General features: G+C 36.0%; 19 protein-coding genes. 6 read left to right on the top strand and 13 right to left on the bottom strand.

Annotated elements, in window-relative coordinates:
• Nucleotides 1–127: 127 nt before the first annotated feature.
• Complete coding sequence (locus AYC65_RS01375) at nt 128–1,240, top strand: hypothetical protein (protein ID WP_034866212.1); 1,113 nt, start codon at nt 128–130, stop codon at nt 1,238–1,240.
• Nucleotides 1,241–1,286: 46 nt separating this feature from the next.
• Here the strand turns inward: AYC65_RS01375 and AYC65_RS01370 are convergent, their stop codons facing one another.
• From AYC65_RS01370 to AYC65_RS01355, 4 genes are all read right to left on the bottom strand, one after another.
• Entirely contained in the window at nt 1,287–2,099 is an 813-nt protein-coding gene (locus AYC65_RS01370) for an alpha/beta hydrolase (protein ID WP_034866214.1), read from the bottom strand.
• Between the two features lie 73 nt (nt 2,100–2,172).
• On the bottom strand, nt 2,173–2,745 hold the full coding sequence (locus tag AYC65_RS01365) for a Crp/Fnr family transcriptional regulator (protein ID WP_034866216.1): 573 nt from the start codon (nt 2,743–2,745) through the stop codon (nt 2,173–2,175).
• Between the two features lie 17 nt (nt 2,746–2,762).
• Nucleotides 2,763–3,353: an HD domain-containing protein gene (locus tag AYC65_RS01360; RefSeq protein ID WP_034866219.1), complete on the bottom strand. Its 591-nt coding sequence runs from the start codon at nt 3,351–3,353 to the stop codon at nt 2,763–2,765.
• 71 nt (nt 3,354–3,424) lie between these two features.
• The gene (locus AYC65_RS01355; protein ID WP_034866221.1) at nt 3,425–3,904 is read right to left on the bottom strand and encodes a hypothetical protein; all 480 of its coding nucleotides are present in this window, start codon (nt 3,902–3,904) and stop codon (nt 3,425–3,427) included.
• Between the two features lie 342 nt (nt 3,905–4,246).
• On the opposite strand from AYC65_RS01355, the gene AYC65_RS01350 reads away from it, so the two are divergent.
• The 5 genes from AYC65_RS01350 (at nt 4,247) to AYC65_RS01330 (ending at nt 8,571) form a co-directional block, all read left to right on the top strand.
• Nucleotides 4,247–4,585 (top strand): PadR family transcriptional regulator, encoded by a 339-nt coding sequence (locus tag AYC65_RS01350; protein ID WP_021348241.1) that lies wholly within the window; start codon nt 4,247–4,249, stop codon nt 4,583–4,585.
• Entirely contained in the window at nt 4,578–6,233 is a 1,656-nt protein-coding gene (locus AYC65_RS01345) for a PspC domain-containing protein (RefSeq protein WP_034866223.1), read from the top strand. The genes AYC65_RS01350 and AYC65_RS01345 overlap by 8 nt, the downstream gene beginning before the upstream one ends.
• Before the next feature lie 246 nt (nt 6,234–6,479).
• Nucleotides 6,480–7,046, top strand: a complete 567-nt coding sequence (locus tag AYC65_RS01340; protein ID WP_034866225.1) for a 1-acyl-sn-glycerol-3-phosphate acyltransferase — start codon at nt 6,480–6,482, stop codon at nt 7,044–7,046.
• 1 nt (nt 7,047) lies between these two features.
• A complete protein-coding gene (locus AYC65_RS01335) occupies nt 7,048–7,464 on the top strand; it encodes a PaaI family thioesterase (protein ID WP_009089496.1) in 417 nt (138 codons plus the stop codon).
• Nucleotides 7,465–7,590: 126 nt separating this feature from the next.
• Nucleotides 7,591–8,571, top strand: a complete 981-nt coding sequence (locus AYC65_RS01330; RefSeq protein WP_034866227.1) for a chorismate-binding protein — start codon at nt 7,591–7,593, stop codon at nt 8,569–8,571.
• Here AYC65_RS01330 and AYC65_RS01325 read toward each other — a convergent pair.
• From AYC65_RS01325 to dapB, 9 genes are read right to left on the bottom strand one after another with little or no spacing between them, the layout of a single operon-like run.
• A complete protein-coding gene (locus AYC65_RS01325) occupies nt 8,551–8,748 on the bottom strand; it encodes a hypothetical protein (RefSeq protein ID WP_034866229.1) in 198 nt (65 codons plus the stop codon). The two genes, AYC65_RS01330 and AYC65_RS01325, sit on opposite strands and share 21 nt — an antisense overlap.
• 11 nt (nt 8,749–8,759) lie before the next feature.
• Nucleotides 8,760–9,356, bottom strand: a complete 597-nt coding sequence (locus tag AYC65_RS01320) for a MarC family protein (protein WP_034866300.1) — start codon at nt 9,354–9,356, stop codon at nt 8,760–8,762.
• A 40-nt stretch (nt 9,357–9,396) separates the two neighbouring features.
• A complete protein-coding gene (locus AYC65_RS01315; protein ID WP_034866231.1) occupies nt 9,397–11,154 on the bottom strand; it encodes a BatD family protein in 1,758 nt (585 codons plus the stop codon).
• Entirely contained in the window at nt 11,154–11,882 is a 729-nt protein-coding gene (locus tag AYC65_RS01310) for a tetratricopeptide repeat protein (RefSeq protein WP_034866232.1), read from the bottom strand. Before AYC65_RS01310 ends, AYC65_RS01315 begins: the two co-directional genes overlap by 1 nt.
• 25 nt (nt 11,883–11,907) lie before the next feature.
• Nucleotides 11,908–12,915, bottom strand: a complete 1,008-nt coding sequence (locus AYC65_RS01305) for a VWA domain-containing protein (RefSeq protein WP_034866234.1) — start codon at nt 12,913–12,915, stop codon at nt 11,908–11,910.
• Nucleotides 12,915–13,934, bottom strand: a complete 1,020-nt coding sequence (locus AYC65_RS01300; protein WP_034866236.1) for a VWA domain-containing protein — start codon at nt 13,932–13,934, stop codon at nt 12,915–12,917. Before AYC65_RS01300 ends, AYC65_RS01305 begins: the two co-directional genes overlap by 1 nt.
• Nucleotides 13,927–14,826, bottom strand: a complete 900-nt coding sequence (locus AYC65_RS01295) for a BatD family protein (protein ID WP_078674678.1) — start codon at nt 14,824–14,826, stop codon at nt 13,927–13,929. Before AYC65_RS01295 ends, AYC65_RS01300 begins: the two co-directional genes overlap by 8 nt.
• A gap of 5 nt (nt 14,827–14,831) precedes the next feature.
• Nucleotides 14,832–15,695 carry a DUF58 domain-containing protein gene (locus AYC65_RS01290; RefSeq protein ID WP_034866237.1) on the bottom strand — a complete coding sequence of 288 codons (864 nt, stop codon included), beginning with the start codon at nt 15,693–15,695 and terminating at the stop codon, nt 14,832–14,834.
• A 2-nt stretch (nt 15,696–15,697) separates the two neighbouring features.
• Complete coding sequence (gene dapB / locus AYC65_RS01285) at nt 15,698–16,504, bottom strand: 4-hydroxy-tetrahydrodipicolinate reductase (protein WP_034866240.1); 807 nt, start codon at nt 16,502–16,504, stop codon at nt 15,698–15,700.
• Nucleotides 16,505–16,508 lie beyond the last annotated feature (4 nt).

Genomic DNA, 16,508 nt, shown 5'->3' with positions numbered 1-16,508 from the left:
TAATAACAGTAATATTAAAAAACAGAAAGCCCTTTTACGGGCTTTTTTATTTGTTAATTTTTCTTTGTTCAGTAACTTTTCAAAAAATATAAAAATTCTGCCTAATTTTCAGCCTTGAAAATAATTTATGAAACACCATTCCACAATACTTACAAAATACTTTCTGTTACTTTTCATACTGATCACCTGTGTCCGTATTTACGGAAATATGGCAAAACCTTATTCCGACGGAACTACAAGCTCGCCTATATTCGGAAGTAAAGATTGTAAAGTACTGAGTGAAAAAATGGATTTAACTGTAGTCTCTTCAGATAAATCTGATGACTATTTTGAATTTTACAGAGTAAAGTACAAGGTATCTTACCAGATATATTCCGAAAAAGAAGCCAAACTTCCTTTACTCTTTATTGCGCAAAACATGGCTTCCGAAAGCACGGTATCTGTCAACAGTAAAAAGATAAATACTCCGAAAATCACTAACCAGAACATTTCTCAGTTTTCATTTATTCACAAAAATCAGAATAGTGAAGATTCATATGATATTAGTTTTGAGAAGAATTCTCCAAAACATGTTAATCTGAATGAACTTATCTATTTTGAGACCGACCTTCAAAAAGGGGAAAACAATATTGTTGTAGAATACGAAGGCATTCCGGAATACAATATATATGGGCTATTAAGAGAATTCAAAATCTCCTATGCCCTATACCCTTCCAATTACTGGAAATCCTTTGGGCCAATAGAAATTAATTTACACATTCCTTCTGGCCTGGAAGTAAATGACACCAATATTAGCAAGCTCCAGGAAGGACAAAACGGAAATTACAAAATACAGATTAATGATATAACACAGGAGCAGCTGGAAATTACATTTTCGAAGAAGGTTTCTGTGTTTGGCAAGATCTTACTTTTTCTACAGCCTATTGGTATTATGACAATTGGGTTCCTGATTATGGTCTATTTTCATATTAAATGGATACTCAACCGCAGAAGAAAACAACCCAAAAAGTTTAATTATACTGTGCTTTTAGGTTCTTTAATTATTGCTATCCTTACATCCCTTGTTTTCATATTCTCTTTCGACTTTATCCAATGGGTAGTCGACGAACAAGGCATGAAGCAAGGTTATGTTCTCCTTGCTGTATTCGTTATTTTTCCATGTATCTTAATTTTCTACTCTCTCTTTGCATGGATTATCGATTTCTGGTATAAAATAAAAGTCAATCAACAGGCTAACTAAAAAACTGTCAGAATCATTGATGTGTAATCCTGACAGTCTTTGTTTTTTACTGATGACTAAAATAGTTTTCAAACAATGATAATTGGTTAGATAAAGCACGACTCCAGTATTCAGTGTTGTGCTCTCCTAAGGATTCTATGTAAAGATGTTCAATTTTTTTGCCGAGCAATTCTTGATGAAAACTTTGATTTTTACTGATAAAAAAATCATTTATTCCACAGTCCAGAATATAATATTGTCCTGTGTTCAGCATTTTATCAGTATTATCCGACAAAATATATTCTGAACCTAAAGAAGATAGCGGACCCAAAACTTTATCCACCTGATAATTGTTGTAACCTTCATTGAACGTCCGGAAATCCAAAGCTCCACAAGAACTGCCTACAATCCCGAATGTTTCCGGAAAAGAAGTTCCGATATACAGAGATCCAAAGCCACCCATACTCCATCCTAGAATTCCTCTGGATGTTTTTTCAGCTTTTGTAGGATAGTGTCCATCGATATACTGTACCAATTCTGAACCTATAAAAGTTTTGTATTGTGATTTCTGATCCACCGGACTATCCACATACCAGCTATTGTAATTACCATCAGGCAAAATATAGATGGTATTAAAGGCTTTTGCCTTAGCCTGTAAATCCGGAATATCCTGCGTCAAAGTTCTTTCCGGATTCCCGCTATAACCATGCAGAATATACACCGTTTTGTATTGTTGGTGAGGTTTAATATCCGGAGTTACAATAATCGTACTGATCTCTTTCTTCATCTTTGCACTAAAGATCTTTTCACGAATAACTTTTTGTGCAAAAAGTGGATGTGAGAATACCAATAAAAGGGTGAGATTAAATAATGTCTTCATAATTTTTATTATTAATTGATGAGACAAAATTGAGATGTAAAAAAGCGAAAAGCATCTACATATGTAAATGCTTTTAATCTTTTATTTCTTTTCTTATGCGACTTAGCTGGGTTGGTGTCACTCCCAAATAAGATGCAATATGATGCTGTTTCAGCCTGTTGTACAAATCTGGTTCTTTCAATAGTTTCAAATAACGCTGCTTTGCTGTTTCATGCTTTAAGGAAATCTCCAGCGGTTCTTTATTTACAACCCAATTTTTCTCCAGATAGCGGATATGAAACATTGCCAGATCATGATGTCTAGTAAGCAAATCCCGGTATTCTTTCGCCGGATATTTTATAACGGTACAATCTTCAAGTGCTACAATACTAAAATCTCCGGGCTCATTTTTAATAATAGAAACTGTGGCTGCAGGAAAGCTTTTTTCTGCAAAAAACAACTTGTAAACCTGCTCTCCGTCTTCATCTATCATATAATAACCTACCAGACCGGATTTTATAAAATAATAATATCTGGCTGTTTCACCAGACTTTTGCAGCAATTCATTCTTTTTAAAATAATCCTCTTTACATATTTCCAAAAGAGCATCAGTTGCTTCTGCTGACAAAGGGTAGTAAAGATTAATCTGTTCTATAAAGTCCTGCATGTCCGCTAAATTAAAGATTAGCTTACCAACATTCCCTCATCAATACTTTTCTGTAACAGGATGTCGAAAGCTTCTCCCATTTCATCTGAAGCACGCTTAATTACATTTTCCAGCATATTGCGCACCTGAATTTCTGTAATTCCGGCTTCTGTCCAACTTTTCCCGCTGGTATTAGAATTAAGAATAAAAGGCATAATTCTGTCTATAGCACAAGCAAATATGGCATCAGGAGTTTCTTCGCCTTCAAATTCTATCCACAGATCGTAAAACTCAGATTGCAAAGGTTCATCTAAAATTCCGAAAATCTGTTTTGCCGCAATTTTCTCACGTTCAAACTTACCTTTCATCATTTCTTCATCAAAAAGAAAAGTATCTCCGGCATTTATCTCTACAAGATCGTGAATAGAAAGCATACGGATGACTCTAAGTAAATCAACCTGCTCTTTATTTTTAGCATATGGATAAAGGATCTGTGCCAGTATTACGATTTGCCAGCTGTGTTCTGCTGTATTTTCTCTGCGGGAATCATCTGCATTGTAGTTTCTGCGCTGCACATTTTTCAGTGCATCTACAGCCAGTATAAACTGGATTTCTTTCTCTAATTTCATCTATCAAAGGTACTAAACTTATTTAGTACCTTTAGATGATTACCTGTTAAATTACAGGAATATTTGTAGTGTTAACCCGCTGCAAATACAGAAGCAAAGATTCGGGTAACTTTATTGTTTTTCAGTTTGAAAATAAGGATTCTTTCACCTTTGTCTTTCTGGTATACTGTAAAAGTATTGCCAGTAGTATCTGTTGATTCTTTAGCATAGGCTTTCTTTAGTTCTGCCAGTGTACTCCCGATTCCAATCGGATTTTTACCTTTACTCTTAGGATCAGTTGTTGCAACAGAATAAACTAAAATCTTCTCCGGACTGTAGAAGTCCTTCACAAAGATGAGATTGTACTTTGTTCCATTAATAGTTACCGGGGTAAAGTTTTCTGGTTCATCTGTAAAGTTTTCTACTACTTTTGGTTTAATATCCTGCTTGAATTTAGCATTTAGTTCTGTTAAAGGCATATTCACCTTTATTCCGTTAATTTCGTTTGTTGTGATTTGTGCAAAAGCTGCCCCTCCTATTAGCAAAGAAGCCAAATAAAACATTTTTTTCATAATTTTTTTTATCAAATTTAATATTATTTTAAACTTAAACGTATTATTACTACAATTTCATATAGTAAAGTCAATCAAATTTCACATTTATTTTTAACCAAGCTTCATTATTTAGCATCACTTTTCATTAAAAATTGCTTTATCTAAAATAACCCCAAAAATACAGTTAAAATTTTTATATCTGATTTACAGGAACTTACACTTAGTATTGAAATTATTTTACTACTTTGTATTGCATAATACCATTTAGTTTATATATCTTTGTAATGTAAAATCGGAATAAGCTTAAAATCAGCTGAGAGTTTATTCTGAAAATTAATTTAAAATCAAACCATTACACAGATGAATACAGAGAATACCAAAGCGCAAATGCGAAAAGGCATCTTAGAGTTCTGTATTTTAAGTCTTATCAATAAAAAAGAAATGTATGTATCAGATCTTATTGATGAGCTGAAAAAAGGAAAACTAGATGTTGTGGAAGGCACACTTTACCCGTTGCTAACCCGCCTGAAAAACGGAGAATTTCTCTCCTACCGTTGGGAAGAGTCTACAAGCGGCCCCCCACGAAAATATTATGAAATAACTGAGAAAGGAAAATTATTCCTGAACGAATTACAAAACACCTGGACGGAACTAACAGATTCTGTTAACCAAATAACAAAAAGCCAAGACAATGAATAAAACACTATCAATAGGACTTGCAGGTTTCTCTTTCACAATTGAGGAACATGCCTATATAAAGCTTAATGATTACCTTGCTGCCCTTCGTCGTTCTATGGAACCGGAAGAAGCTAATGAGGTAATGCAGGATATAGAAATGCGTATTGTAGAGATCTTCAAAAGCAGACTTGGTAAACGCGAAGTGGTTAACGATGAAGACGTAGAGGCAATAATTGCCCTTATCGGTACGCCAGAGCAGATCGACGAGCAAGAGCAGGAGTATACTTCCAAAGAAAAGAGCGGAAGCTCCAGAGCCAGCGGAAGTGGCTTCAGCAGAGACAAACAGCTATTCCGTGATCCTGAAACAAAAATGATCGGAGGTGTATCCGGAGGATTAGCCGGCTACCTTGGAGTAGACATTGTATGGATTCGTTTGGCTTTTGTACTATTACTTTTCGCAAAAGGTTTCGGAGCTCTTATTTATATTATCTTATGGATAGTAGTTCCTAAAGCAAAAACTGCAGGTGATTTCTTAAAAATGAGAGGTAAGCCTCTTAATTTTGACAACCTGAAGGAACAGAGCAACAAAGTTGTACAGTTTGCAACAGATTCTTCTGAAAAAGTAAATCAGTTTTACCAAAGCAATAAAGGACAGGCAAACGATGTAGGAAATGCTTTTCTAAAGGCTCTTTCTATAATCTTTGGATTATTTACTTCAGCAATTGCAGTATCATTTTTCTTAGGAAGTATTGCAGTATTATTCGGAGGGTTATCTTTTGGAGAAGGGGCTATAGATATTCCTGAAAACATCAACTTTTATTTTAACGATGGTGTAACAGGTAGTGCAATTATCTTCTTCGGATTCCTGAGCATGTTCATCCCTGCTATTATATTTACATTGATTTCACTGAAATTATTCAGCCCGAATCTGAAGATAAAATATATGGGATACCTTATCGGGACACTTGTATTGTGCTGGATTGTACTTATCGGATTTATTGGCTATTCCGCATCTAAAACTAATTTCAGATTCAACGGACACAATGAAGAAACAGAGAACATCTCGATCAATACTAAGTCTGACAGTATAATACTGGATAACAAAAAGGTTATTATTCCGGAGAACTTCAAATCATACATCAGCGATATCTATTCTGATAAGAAAACAATCTTCGAAAAAACTTATCCATACATACATGTTGAAAGAAAAGATGTTGCAGCACCATATCTGATTGTAGAAAAATCTGCAAACGGTTATAACAAACCATTGCAAATGAAGCTTCCGGTAGAAGTTATCGATAACAAAATATTGTTGCCAAATTACTTCTCTTATAACTATGATAACAGATTCCGTCACTACAGAATAGAATACAAACTTGTAGTACCGAAAAAAATGAAAGTAGTAACTGCACCGGGTGCTGACGTTAGCCTAAACGAAAAGGATAATGATGATGATGACAGCTTCAATGGCAACATCTCTATCAGTACCACTGGCAATGAAGATGCTCCGGACAGTATTATAGTAAACGGCAAAAAAGTAGCTGTTGACGATATTAAAATCGGAAAATCTGACGACGACAACAAAATTAAAATAGACAAAGATTCTATTAAAGAAGTGAACGTAAGCATTAGCAACGGCAAAAAAGAGGTTAAAATAAAAACCAGATAATCTAAATTATTGTAAAAAAATTAACACCACTTTTTGGGTAATTTTCAAAAAAAATTCTAAATTTGTGGTGTTAGTTTTAAAGAAATTTAACACCAAAACCCACAGTCATGATCCAGTTTGTTTTCGAAATAGTCCTTAAAATTATGGACTTTGTTTCAACCTTATTTTAAAAGTATAAGCATAATCTTTATATTTGTAAAACGATTGCAGCTATTGCAATCGTTTTAATTATTTATTCAAACCGGAATGAAAAAACTTATTGGTAGTACTCTTCTTAAATTACTTGGATGGAAAGTTCAGTTAGATGGTGATCTTAAAAATCTGGACCGTTGTATTCTGGTAGAAGCACCACATACCTCCAACTGGGATTATCTGTTGGGAATTATGGTATACTGGAAATATGGCAAACGTCTGAAAGTAATCATTAAAGACTCTCATACCAAAGCTTTCTACGGAGGTATTATTAAATCTATCGGAGCTATCGGTATAGACCGATCTCAGAAGAATGACCTTATTAATGTTATAGCAAGAGAATTTGAGAAAGAAGACTTCAGTCTTGTAATTACTCCGGAAGGCTCCCGTTCTTATGCAAAAAAGTGGAAACTTGGTTTTTACCACATGGCATTGCAGGCTAAAGTACCAATTGTACTGGCATCAGGAGACTACAAATACAAAACGATTAAAATAGGCCATATGATCTCTTATGAAGATCTCACTACAAGAACTTTTGAGAGTGTTATGGATGAAATTGAAAACTACTTCAAGGATATAAATGCCAAATATCCTGAAAACTACAACCCTAAGATCTACTAAGATGACCAAGGAAGAGCAGCTACAAGCATTAAACGACTGGAACAGAAATACATTATTACAGACACTGGATATAAAATTTACAGATGTTGGTGATGATTTTCTTGTAGCAACAATGCCTGTAACACCTGTTGTACATCAGCCATTAGGTATGCTGCATGGCGGAGCCAGTGCTGCATTGGCGGAGAGTTTAGGTTCGTGTCTGTCCAATATTGTACTGGACAGATCTGTAAATGCAGCTGTAGGAACTAACCTTAACTGTAATCACCTTAAATCTAAAAAAGAAGGAATGGTTACCGGAACTGCAAGACTTATCCGCAAAGGAAGAACACAGCACTTTACCGAAATAGAAATAAGAGACGAGAAAGGTGACCTTATCTGCCATTCTACGATGACCAATGTGGTAATTAATGTCAGGTGATGGTACAATAATAAGATAACAAACGCACATGCTTATTCCGGATTTGTTCTGCAATAAGTATGTCGTTTATTTTATTCTATTTTACTGATTATACCTTTACATTCTTTACTAACTTAAAATATAAAAGTGATACTTTTTAAATTTCCTTTTAAAGAGGTTTTTTATACTCTTAACAGCTATACTCCTCTTAAAAATACAATCAAATTTCATTCTTTTGACAATCTGAAGGAGATCACATTCGATGGTTCCTTTCAGCCAATTACTGAACAAGAAATTCTCAATCTGAATATTACCAGTCAAAACATTCAGCAGGAATACCATGGTACACCCGAAACCAAAGATGAATATCTAGCCCGGATAGAAAATGTAATCAGGATTATTAAAGAAAATCAGTTACCTAAAGTCGTAATATCCCGACAAAAATGGGTTGATACTCCGGAGCATGAAACAATAGATCTGGGTAAAACTTTCCTGAAATTATGCAAGGATTACCCAAATGCTTTTATACACCTTTTTGTAGACAAAAATGAGGCATGGATAGGTGCTACACCTGAAGTACTGGGACAATACAATAAAATTACGGAAGACTTTGAAACGATGAGCCTCGCAGGAACTCTTCCTGTGTCCGAGGACTGGTCTGAAAAAGAAATAGAGGAACAGAAACCTGTAAGCATTTATATACAATCTGTACTTAGCCGATATTCTCAACAAGTAGAAATCAGCCCTGTATATGATCACATATCGGGCAATATAAAACACCTGCGCAACGATTTTAAAGCAGTAGTCAGCAGACGGGATATTTCTACTCTTATAAAAGAGTTACATCCTACTCCTGCGGTATGTGGTGTTCCTAAAGATTTATGTTCTGAGATTATCAAAAATACTGAAAAGTATAACAGGGCATTTTATGCCGGCTATATACAGGCAGAACAAGATAATGAAACAACCTGCTATGTTAACCTTCGGTGTGCACAACTTTTCCGCAACGGTATTTTACTTTATGCCGGTGGTGGAATTACAGCTCTGAGTGAGCCTGAAAAGGAATGGAAGGAAACCGAGATGAAAGCTGACGCTGTATTGCAGCGACTAACCTTTCTTGGTGCTTAAGCGGCTCCAGAAGTCCATGATAAAAACAACAATTATTCCTACAATTGCAGCAGCGATTGAAAACCAGAACTTATCATTTTCTTCGTTAAATGCACCCAGATTCCACTGAACTGCATAAAAATTGATACCAATAAAAACAATAAACAATACTAAAAACACCTTATAAAACGTCTTCATAAAATAAAAATTTAAAAGTTGATATAGCTCTTGATCAACTGTGCAAAGTTAGCTGTAAATAATTTAATAGAGATAGCTAAAAGAATAATTCCGAATATTTTTTGCAAAACCTGTAAAGATGCATCTCCAAGCTTCTGCTCCATCCAGTTTGCAGACCTCAGTACCACATAGATAAGAATAATATTAAGGATAATTCCCAGGATAATATTAATATCGTGAAATCCCGATCTAAGTGAAAGAATTGTCGTTAGAGAACCTGCACCGGCAATTAAAGGAAAGGCAATCGGAACAATAGAAGCCGAATTCACTTTTCCGGGTTTATTGATCTCAATTCCAAGAATCATTTCCACGGCGATAATGAAAATCACAAAAGCTCCGGCTATTGCAAATGAATTCACATCTACTCCAATCAGTTTAAGTATTTTATCACCTATAAATAAGAAGGAGATCATAATACATCCGGCTACGATGGATGCTTTCTCCGCTTCAATCTTTCCAAACTTTTGTTTCAGACCTACAATAACGGGAATTGAGCCAATAATATCTATTACGGCAAACAAAACCATAAAGGAGGTCATTATCTCTTTAATTGAAATATCTTCGAGCATACAGAAAATTAATGGTACAAAATTATAAAAATAAAATCGTTTATTTTTCAATTTTCGAATAAGCGGAGTAGATCTGCTGTAACAAATCATTCATAGAATCTTCTTCCTTAAATGGGGAAAACTTCATCAGCTCAACGCGGCTTTGTACATCTTTGAATGTCTCCATATCGATTCTTCCGAAGGTATCTTCAATATAATCCAATACCGTCATGTTGTGATGGATATCAATGTCGTGCTCCAAATCAGCATTCATTTCTGCATAAGCGCTAAAGAAACCAGAGTAATCTTTTTGCTTAATCAGTGTATCCAGATATTGAAGGTGTGCAGGAATATCTACAGACATTTCTTCGCGAATCTGTTTTTCAGAATCTTCAACATTAGTTACTGGCTTAAAGTGTGGAGAATAATTTTTCCCGGTTGGAGAAGCCGTTTTGTTGGAGCTGTATATTTTATAGAAGAAATAAAGGAAGAATGCTACAAATGCTAATGCTACAAATAATAACCATACAGGAATATTTTCTGAGCTTTTCGGCACGAAACTATGATCAGCATCTACCTGAGCAATAACTGGTAATTTTACTTTCTGGTTGAGCACACTTGCAGTATTTTCCATAACTTTTTCCACAGTCGATCTGTCAGATGCCATTTGTTCTGGTGTCTGCACAAATAATGGTATTGTAGACAAAGCTACTTGTTTATATTTCTTTTCTTCCGGATCAAAGTAAGAGAAGCCTTCTAAAGCAATCGGAAGATTTCCCTGCTTTTTAGGTACTATAATATAGTTGGCTGTAAGCTCTCCTTTAAATCCTTTGCTACCCGAAGGCTTAACATTGTAATTTATTTTTGGTTTAAACACGCTGTAATATTCAGAATTAGCAAATTTCGGCAAATGTACATCTTTCAGATTTCCTACACCAGTAAGCTTTACTTCAACGCTAACAGGTTTGTTTATTTCAAGATCTCCCGGTGTTTTCACAGCTACCTTTGCATCGTATTTACCAACAGCATTCTGGAAATCTGCAGGTGCATTTTCCGGCAGTGGTTTTACATTAAGGCTTACACTGTTCGCCTTAATCTTTGTTGTACTACCGCCCTGTACTACTTTAGCATTGGCAGGAGGAATAATAGTTCTGCCCGCTTCTTCCGGAAACAAAAGATAAACAGCCATTCTCATGGAATATTCTTCTTCATGATCATTCACTTCACCATTGCTGTCCCCTACTCTGTAGTAACGGACACCTTGCGCAGGTGGAAGCTGAACATCTTCAACATTATCCAGACTGTTCATATTTCTGCTATACGCAGTTACCACAGCCATAGTAGCCTGGTTTACATAGACATCATTATCACTGACGTTTGTCTTGATATATACTTCGTTATTATTGCGGACAGGAGGCCTGTTTTCTACGTATTTTTCGTTCTTAACAAAAATATCTTTTGCGTCACTTTTATACATTACATTATCCACCCTGGCCAAGGCACTACCTATTTTCAGTGCACCAGGCACTTTAGGTTTTACAACAACCAAAGCAGAGAACCTCGTTAGAGATACACCCTTATCATCCAGAAAATATTCTGTATTGGTAGCAGGAAGTGATACATCGTACTTTTTAGGGTCAAAATAAGGCAACTTCATCCGGACATCAAGAGAAGATTTGGAAGTTGCAATAAATACAATAGGAATTTCCTGACCAATTTTATAGCTAGGTTTCTCATCCATAACCACGTCAACCTCAACCTGTGCATGAATCTGCAGGCCAGTTAACAGAAATAATATGTAAAGAAACACCCGGTTCATTACCAGTCTTTTTCGTTGCTTATAGGGCTACTGTTTGCTTTTTGATTAAGTATTCTTTTCGATGTATTTTTTTCTTTATCTCCCATCTGACGAAGAATTTCTTTTTCTACGTCTTTTGGCAGTTTATTTTTTCCTTCATTTTTATTCTGATCCTGCCCGTCACCCTGACCTTTATTCTTTTGGTCATTGCCGCCTTGCTTATCTTTTTTATCGCCCTGATTATTATCTTGTTGACCTTGATTACCTTGTTGGTTTTTATTATTCTGGTCATTTCCACCACCTCCATTCTTCTGCTTTTTCTCTTTATCTTTCAGCATCGCAATTTCATAGTTTTTGCGGAGTGAAGAATCTGCAGGGGACAATTTCAGAGCTTCCTTATAATATTTTGCAGCCTCTTCATGATTATTTTGCTGCATCATAGCATTTCCCTGATTATACAGAGAAGCCATTTTATCATTCGTATTTTTACTTAACTCCGCAGCCTTTTTATATTCAGCATGAGCCTCTTTGTACATCTTTTGTTTGTACAATGAATTTCCCAGATTATAATGGGCCGTAAAGTCTTGTGGATTCTTTTTTATGGCGTCTAAATATTTAGCCGAAGCATCATCGTACTTCTTATTCTCAAAATTCCTATTTCCTTTATAAACTAAAGCATTATAGTCCTGAGCATAAAAAATCCCTGTTGCAAATACGAATAATATGAATAAAGTGCTTTTTTTCAACATTTTAATACGCTACAAAATTAGCCTTTTATATGTTAAAATCTCTTTTTGGATTTGTTAAATATATTATAAAAAACAGAATAAACGAAATCCCCAAAAACCACTGATAATAATGGATTGAAGACTGGGAATTGGTTGTAACTTCAGTGTCACTTTTCAGTTTATCCAGAGCACTAATTAGTTGTGCTGCTGCATTATCGTTGTTTCCGTCTATATAGGTTCCTCCTGTTCCGTTGGACATCTGTACCAAAGCCTGAGTTTCCCGTTTTGAAATTACAGGTTCACCATAAGGTGTATTTTTATAGCCCATTAGCTGTCCATACATATAGTCCGGGACCGGAGCTCCCTGTTCTGTTCCTATTCCGACAGCTGTAATCTTAATATTCTGATTCTTGGCCAAAGCAGCAGCTTCCTTATCATGTCCTTCATTATCTTCACCATCACTAATCAATACTACATTTCTACCATTCTTTCCTGTATTTTTATACATTTTCGCTGCTTCACGCATAGCTACCAGAAAATCTGTTCCCTGCTGCCCGATAATACTGGTTTCTATTGAACTTATATAGGTTTCTACAGCAGAATAATCAGTGGTTAGCGGCATAATAGACACAGCATTTCCTGCAAAAACTACAATACCAACTCTCTCGTCTTTCATTTTCTTCAGCGTCTCCAGAACAATCTTTTTCTCACGGCCCAATCTGCTGTCCGGTTGGACATCTTCTGCATTCATCGAGTTTGACACATCCATAAGCAGGACTACATTCGCAATCTTATGACTTACCTTCATTTCCTCCTTACCTCCTAATAAATCTGCAAAAGCAAGAATTAAAAAGGTAAAAGCAAGAATATAAAGAGGAATGAAAACATATTTATACTTGCTTTTAGAAGCAAATAAAATGGTATGAAAGCTAGAATCTGCAAACAGTTTTCTGCGTTTTTCGCGCCAGCGTATAAAATTAGCAATCAGCAGCCACATTAGTGGTACCAATAGTAACAGAAACAGATAATTATAATTTTCAAAAGTCCAGTCCATTACGTCAAAATTTTATACATTATCCATCTCCATAAAGCATCCAAAAGCAATACGATAAGCGCTATCCACAGAAAATATCTGAAATACTCTTTATAATCGTACATCTTAGCCACTTTGATATCCGATTTCTCCAGCTGATTAATCTCTTCATAAATCTGCTGAAGACTTTCATTAGAAGTTGCCCGGAAATATTTACCTCCAGTAACTGAAGCTATATTTTGTAATGCCAGCTCATCAATTTCTACTTTCTGCTCTGTATAAATAAGATCACCGAAAAAAGGATCAATCCCCGTAGGTGTCAGAGCATACCCATTTGTTCCGATTCCGATTGTGTAAACCTTAATATGATTATTAGCCGCCAATTCTGCTGCAATAGCAGGCTCAAGACTATTTTTGATAGTCTGTACACCATCTGTCATCAGAATAATAATCTTACTTTTAGCTTTACTGTCTTTAAGGTGATTAACTGCAACCGCCAATCCTTCTCCTATCGCAGTACCCGCCGATAATTCATTTGGATTGAGGGTTGCAATTTCTTGCTTAACAGCTTCGTGATCTGTTGTAAGCGGCACCTTCAAAAACCCTTCTCCGGCATAAGCCACTAACCCTATTCGATCTCCAGGCCTGTCACCTATAAATTTCTGTGCTATTTTGGATAAAGCACGCAACCTGTCCGGCTCCAAGTCTTTAGACAACATACTAAAAGAGACGTCTACCGACAGCATAATATCTATTCCTTTTCCGTCATTCTGATCTTGTGCTACAGTAAAAGTTCTTGGACGGGCCAGAGCCAATATAATACATGAAAGAATGACATACTTGGTACACTTCAGTATAAAAAATAAGAAACCAATCCCAGAGGGACGGGACATCCCTTCGGTAGTCGGAACTTTAATTCCTTCATTCTTTCCTCTGACAAGATCCCTTATCAGCAGCGGAATAAATAAGAGAAATAAAAGTAAAAGCCATGGGCTTTCAAACTCGAAGTTTAAACCCAAAGGAGCAAAAAGATCAGACATGTTTTCTCAGATTTTCAAATTCTATGTCTTTATAAGACCTCTTCACAAATTCTTTAATATTATTGAAATCGGCTTCCATTTCTGTGTGCGAAGGAATAACCTTTGCAAATTTAGCTAAATCTCCACGTTCAAAGACTTCAGCAAGAATATTTTCATTGGCTTCTGATATTTTGTTCTGTCCTTTCATGTAATCCAACAGATCATCAGTCAGCAATTCCTTTGCCGGAAAGCCATATTGGCCGGACAGGAAGTTTCTTGTAATATCAATAAGCTCTATATAGAAGCTACGGAAGTCATTGTTTTCAATATACTTTTTACTCCTTAGCTTTTCCAGTTCCTGGAGCGTGAAATTGGTCTTTACAGTTGGTGAAGATTTCTTGGCTCTTCCCCATTTAACAAGCATCCAGATCAGAACAATAATAGCAATAACCACTAATGCAATCCATATATAGAATTTATACAGACTCCAGTAATCCTGCCAGCCCAGTTCAACGTCTTTATTGTTCATAATATCGTTAATCTGTTCACCTTTTTTGGCAGTGTTTATAACTTCTACTTCGTAAGGTATTGTCGTCAATACTTTATCTCCGGCTTTAATTTCGATTGGTGGAATCTTAAACTTCCCTTCTTCGAAAACCTGGAATTTTATGGTTCTGGTATAGAGATTAGGGGTACGCTGAATACTATCACTAAGGATTTCAAAATGAAAAGGCAATATCTCATTTTTCGGAGCTGCCTGAACATCTAGTCCCGTAACATTGCTAACATTAATCTTAAATTCTCCCTGCTCTCCCAAAACCAGGGTATTGTCGGACAATTGCGAGGAGAGTGTTTGTCCGAAACCTAAAAGGCTAATTGCTATAAAACAGAATAAAAAAATTCTTTTCATCATCAATTTTATCGTGTCTGAAAATAATTATACAATGGCTTGGTATAATTCTGCCCTGTATTGAGTTTCAAGAATACCGAAGCACTTTTATCAAATGCTTCTTCTGTATTTTTAATTTTTTGTTTTTGTTGCTCTGCGAACTGATACCGCCATCTTGCACTGGATGTATTCACCCATTTTTTTTCTCCGGTCTCAACATCATTTAGTAAAGCATATCCAATATCCGGAATCTGCATATCTTTTTCATCATATACCCCAAAACCCAGAAGCTGATGTTTATTCCCTACAACCCGAAGGCTCTTTACATCAAACTTATCGTTGAAATCTGAAAGAAGAAAAACATAACTCTTTTTCTTAAAAGCTTTCATCAGATAGCTCAGCGCACCGTCCAGATTGGTTGCTGACGGAATATAATCGGCATTCAGAATACTGCTGATAATGGCTAATACATGTGGTCTTCCCTTTTTAGGAGGAATAACTTTATATACTTTATCTGCAAACAGAATAAGCCCTACTTTATCATTATTAGTTACCGCAGAAAACCCCAGTGTAGCACAAATTTCGGCCACATATTCTCTTTTCAGAGAGGCATGAGTACCATAATTCATAGAAGCTGAAATATCAACCATCAGCATTACAGTCAGCTCTCTTTCCTCCTCCATTACTTTTACATAAGGCTCCCGGAAACGTGCTGTTTTGTTCCAGTCAATTCTTCGGATATCATCTCCGAACTGGTATTGTCTGACTTCAGAAAAAGTCATCCCCTGCCCTTTGAAAGCGCTGTGATATTGCCCCATGAGCATAGCATCCGTACTTCTCTTAGTCCGGATTTCTATCTGCTTTACTTTTTTTACAATATCTTTTATATCCATTATTATGCTTCATCCAAAACACTATCCAGACCTCTTCTGAAACCTTTAAAAGTGTTTATCTTTTTAATCGCCAGAATTGCTCCTTGTACATAAGGTTCAGCTCCCATACCGGAATCATGGCGAATCGTTAAGCGTTCATCATTTAATCCAAATATAGATTCTACAGAAATCATATAATTAGGAAGTCTTACTGAATGAACTCTGACTCCGTTTATTTTCTCACCCCTTGTCTTGGCATAACCAATTACATCTTCATCTTTTACAATATCAGTAGAGTTTTGTACTTCCGATACTTTCTTTGCCAATTCCAAAGTCGTTCCGCTTGGAGCGTCCGGCTTTGAGTGGCTGGCATAATCTATAATTTCGAAATTAGGAATATACTTTGCTGCCATTACCGAAAACTTCTGCAACAACACAGCTGTGATTGCAAAATTCCCGACTGCTAACACCGATACTCCGTACTGATTTGCCAATATTTCGATTTCCGCATAGTCACTATCCGACAATCCGGATGTTCCTACAATAACATCTTTTCCGGCTTTTATAGCCTGTACAATATTGTGCTTGGCAATTGTTGGTTTTGTAAACTCAAAAAGAACATCAAAAGAAGGCCCTTCTAAAGCTTCTTCAACATCTTTAAATACCGGAATTTCGGAAGTTGTAATATCAAGAATATCCGCAAGGTTACTCCCTGCATTACTTCTGGATATTCCTGAAACCAGAGTAATATCCGGTTCCTTCAATACTCCTTTACTAAGTGCCGAACCTGCCCAACCTGTTGCTCCGGCAATACATATCTTTACACTCATTTTA

The sequence above is a fragment of the Elizabethkingia bruuniana genome (assembly GCF_002024805.1).
Lineage (GTDB): Bacteria > Bacteroidota > Bacteroidia > Flavobacteriales > Weeksellaceae > Elizabethkingia > Elizabethkingia bruuniana.
Note: the sequence above shows the minus strand (reverse complement) of the source record. Positions and strands in the feature narration are given on the sequence as shown.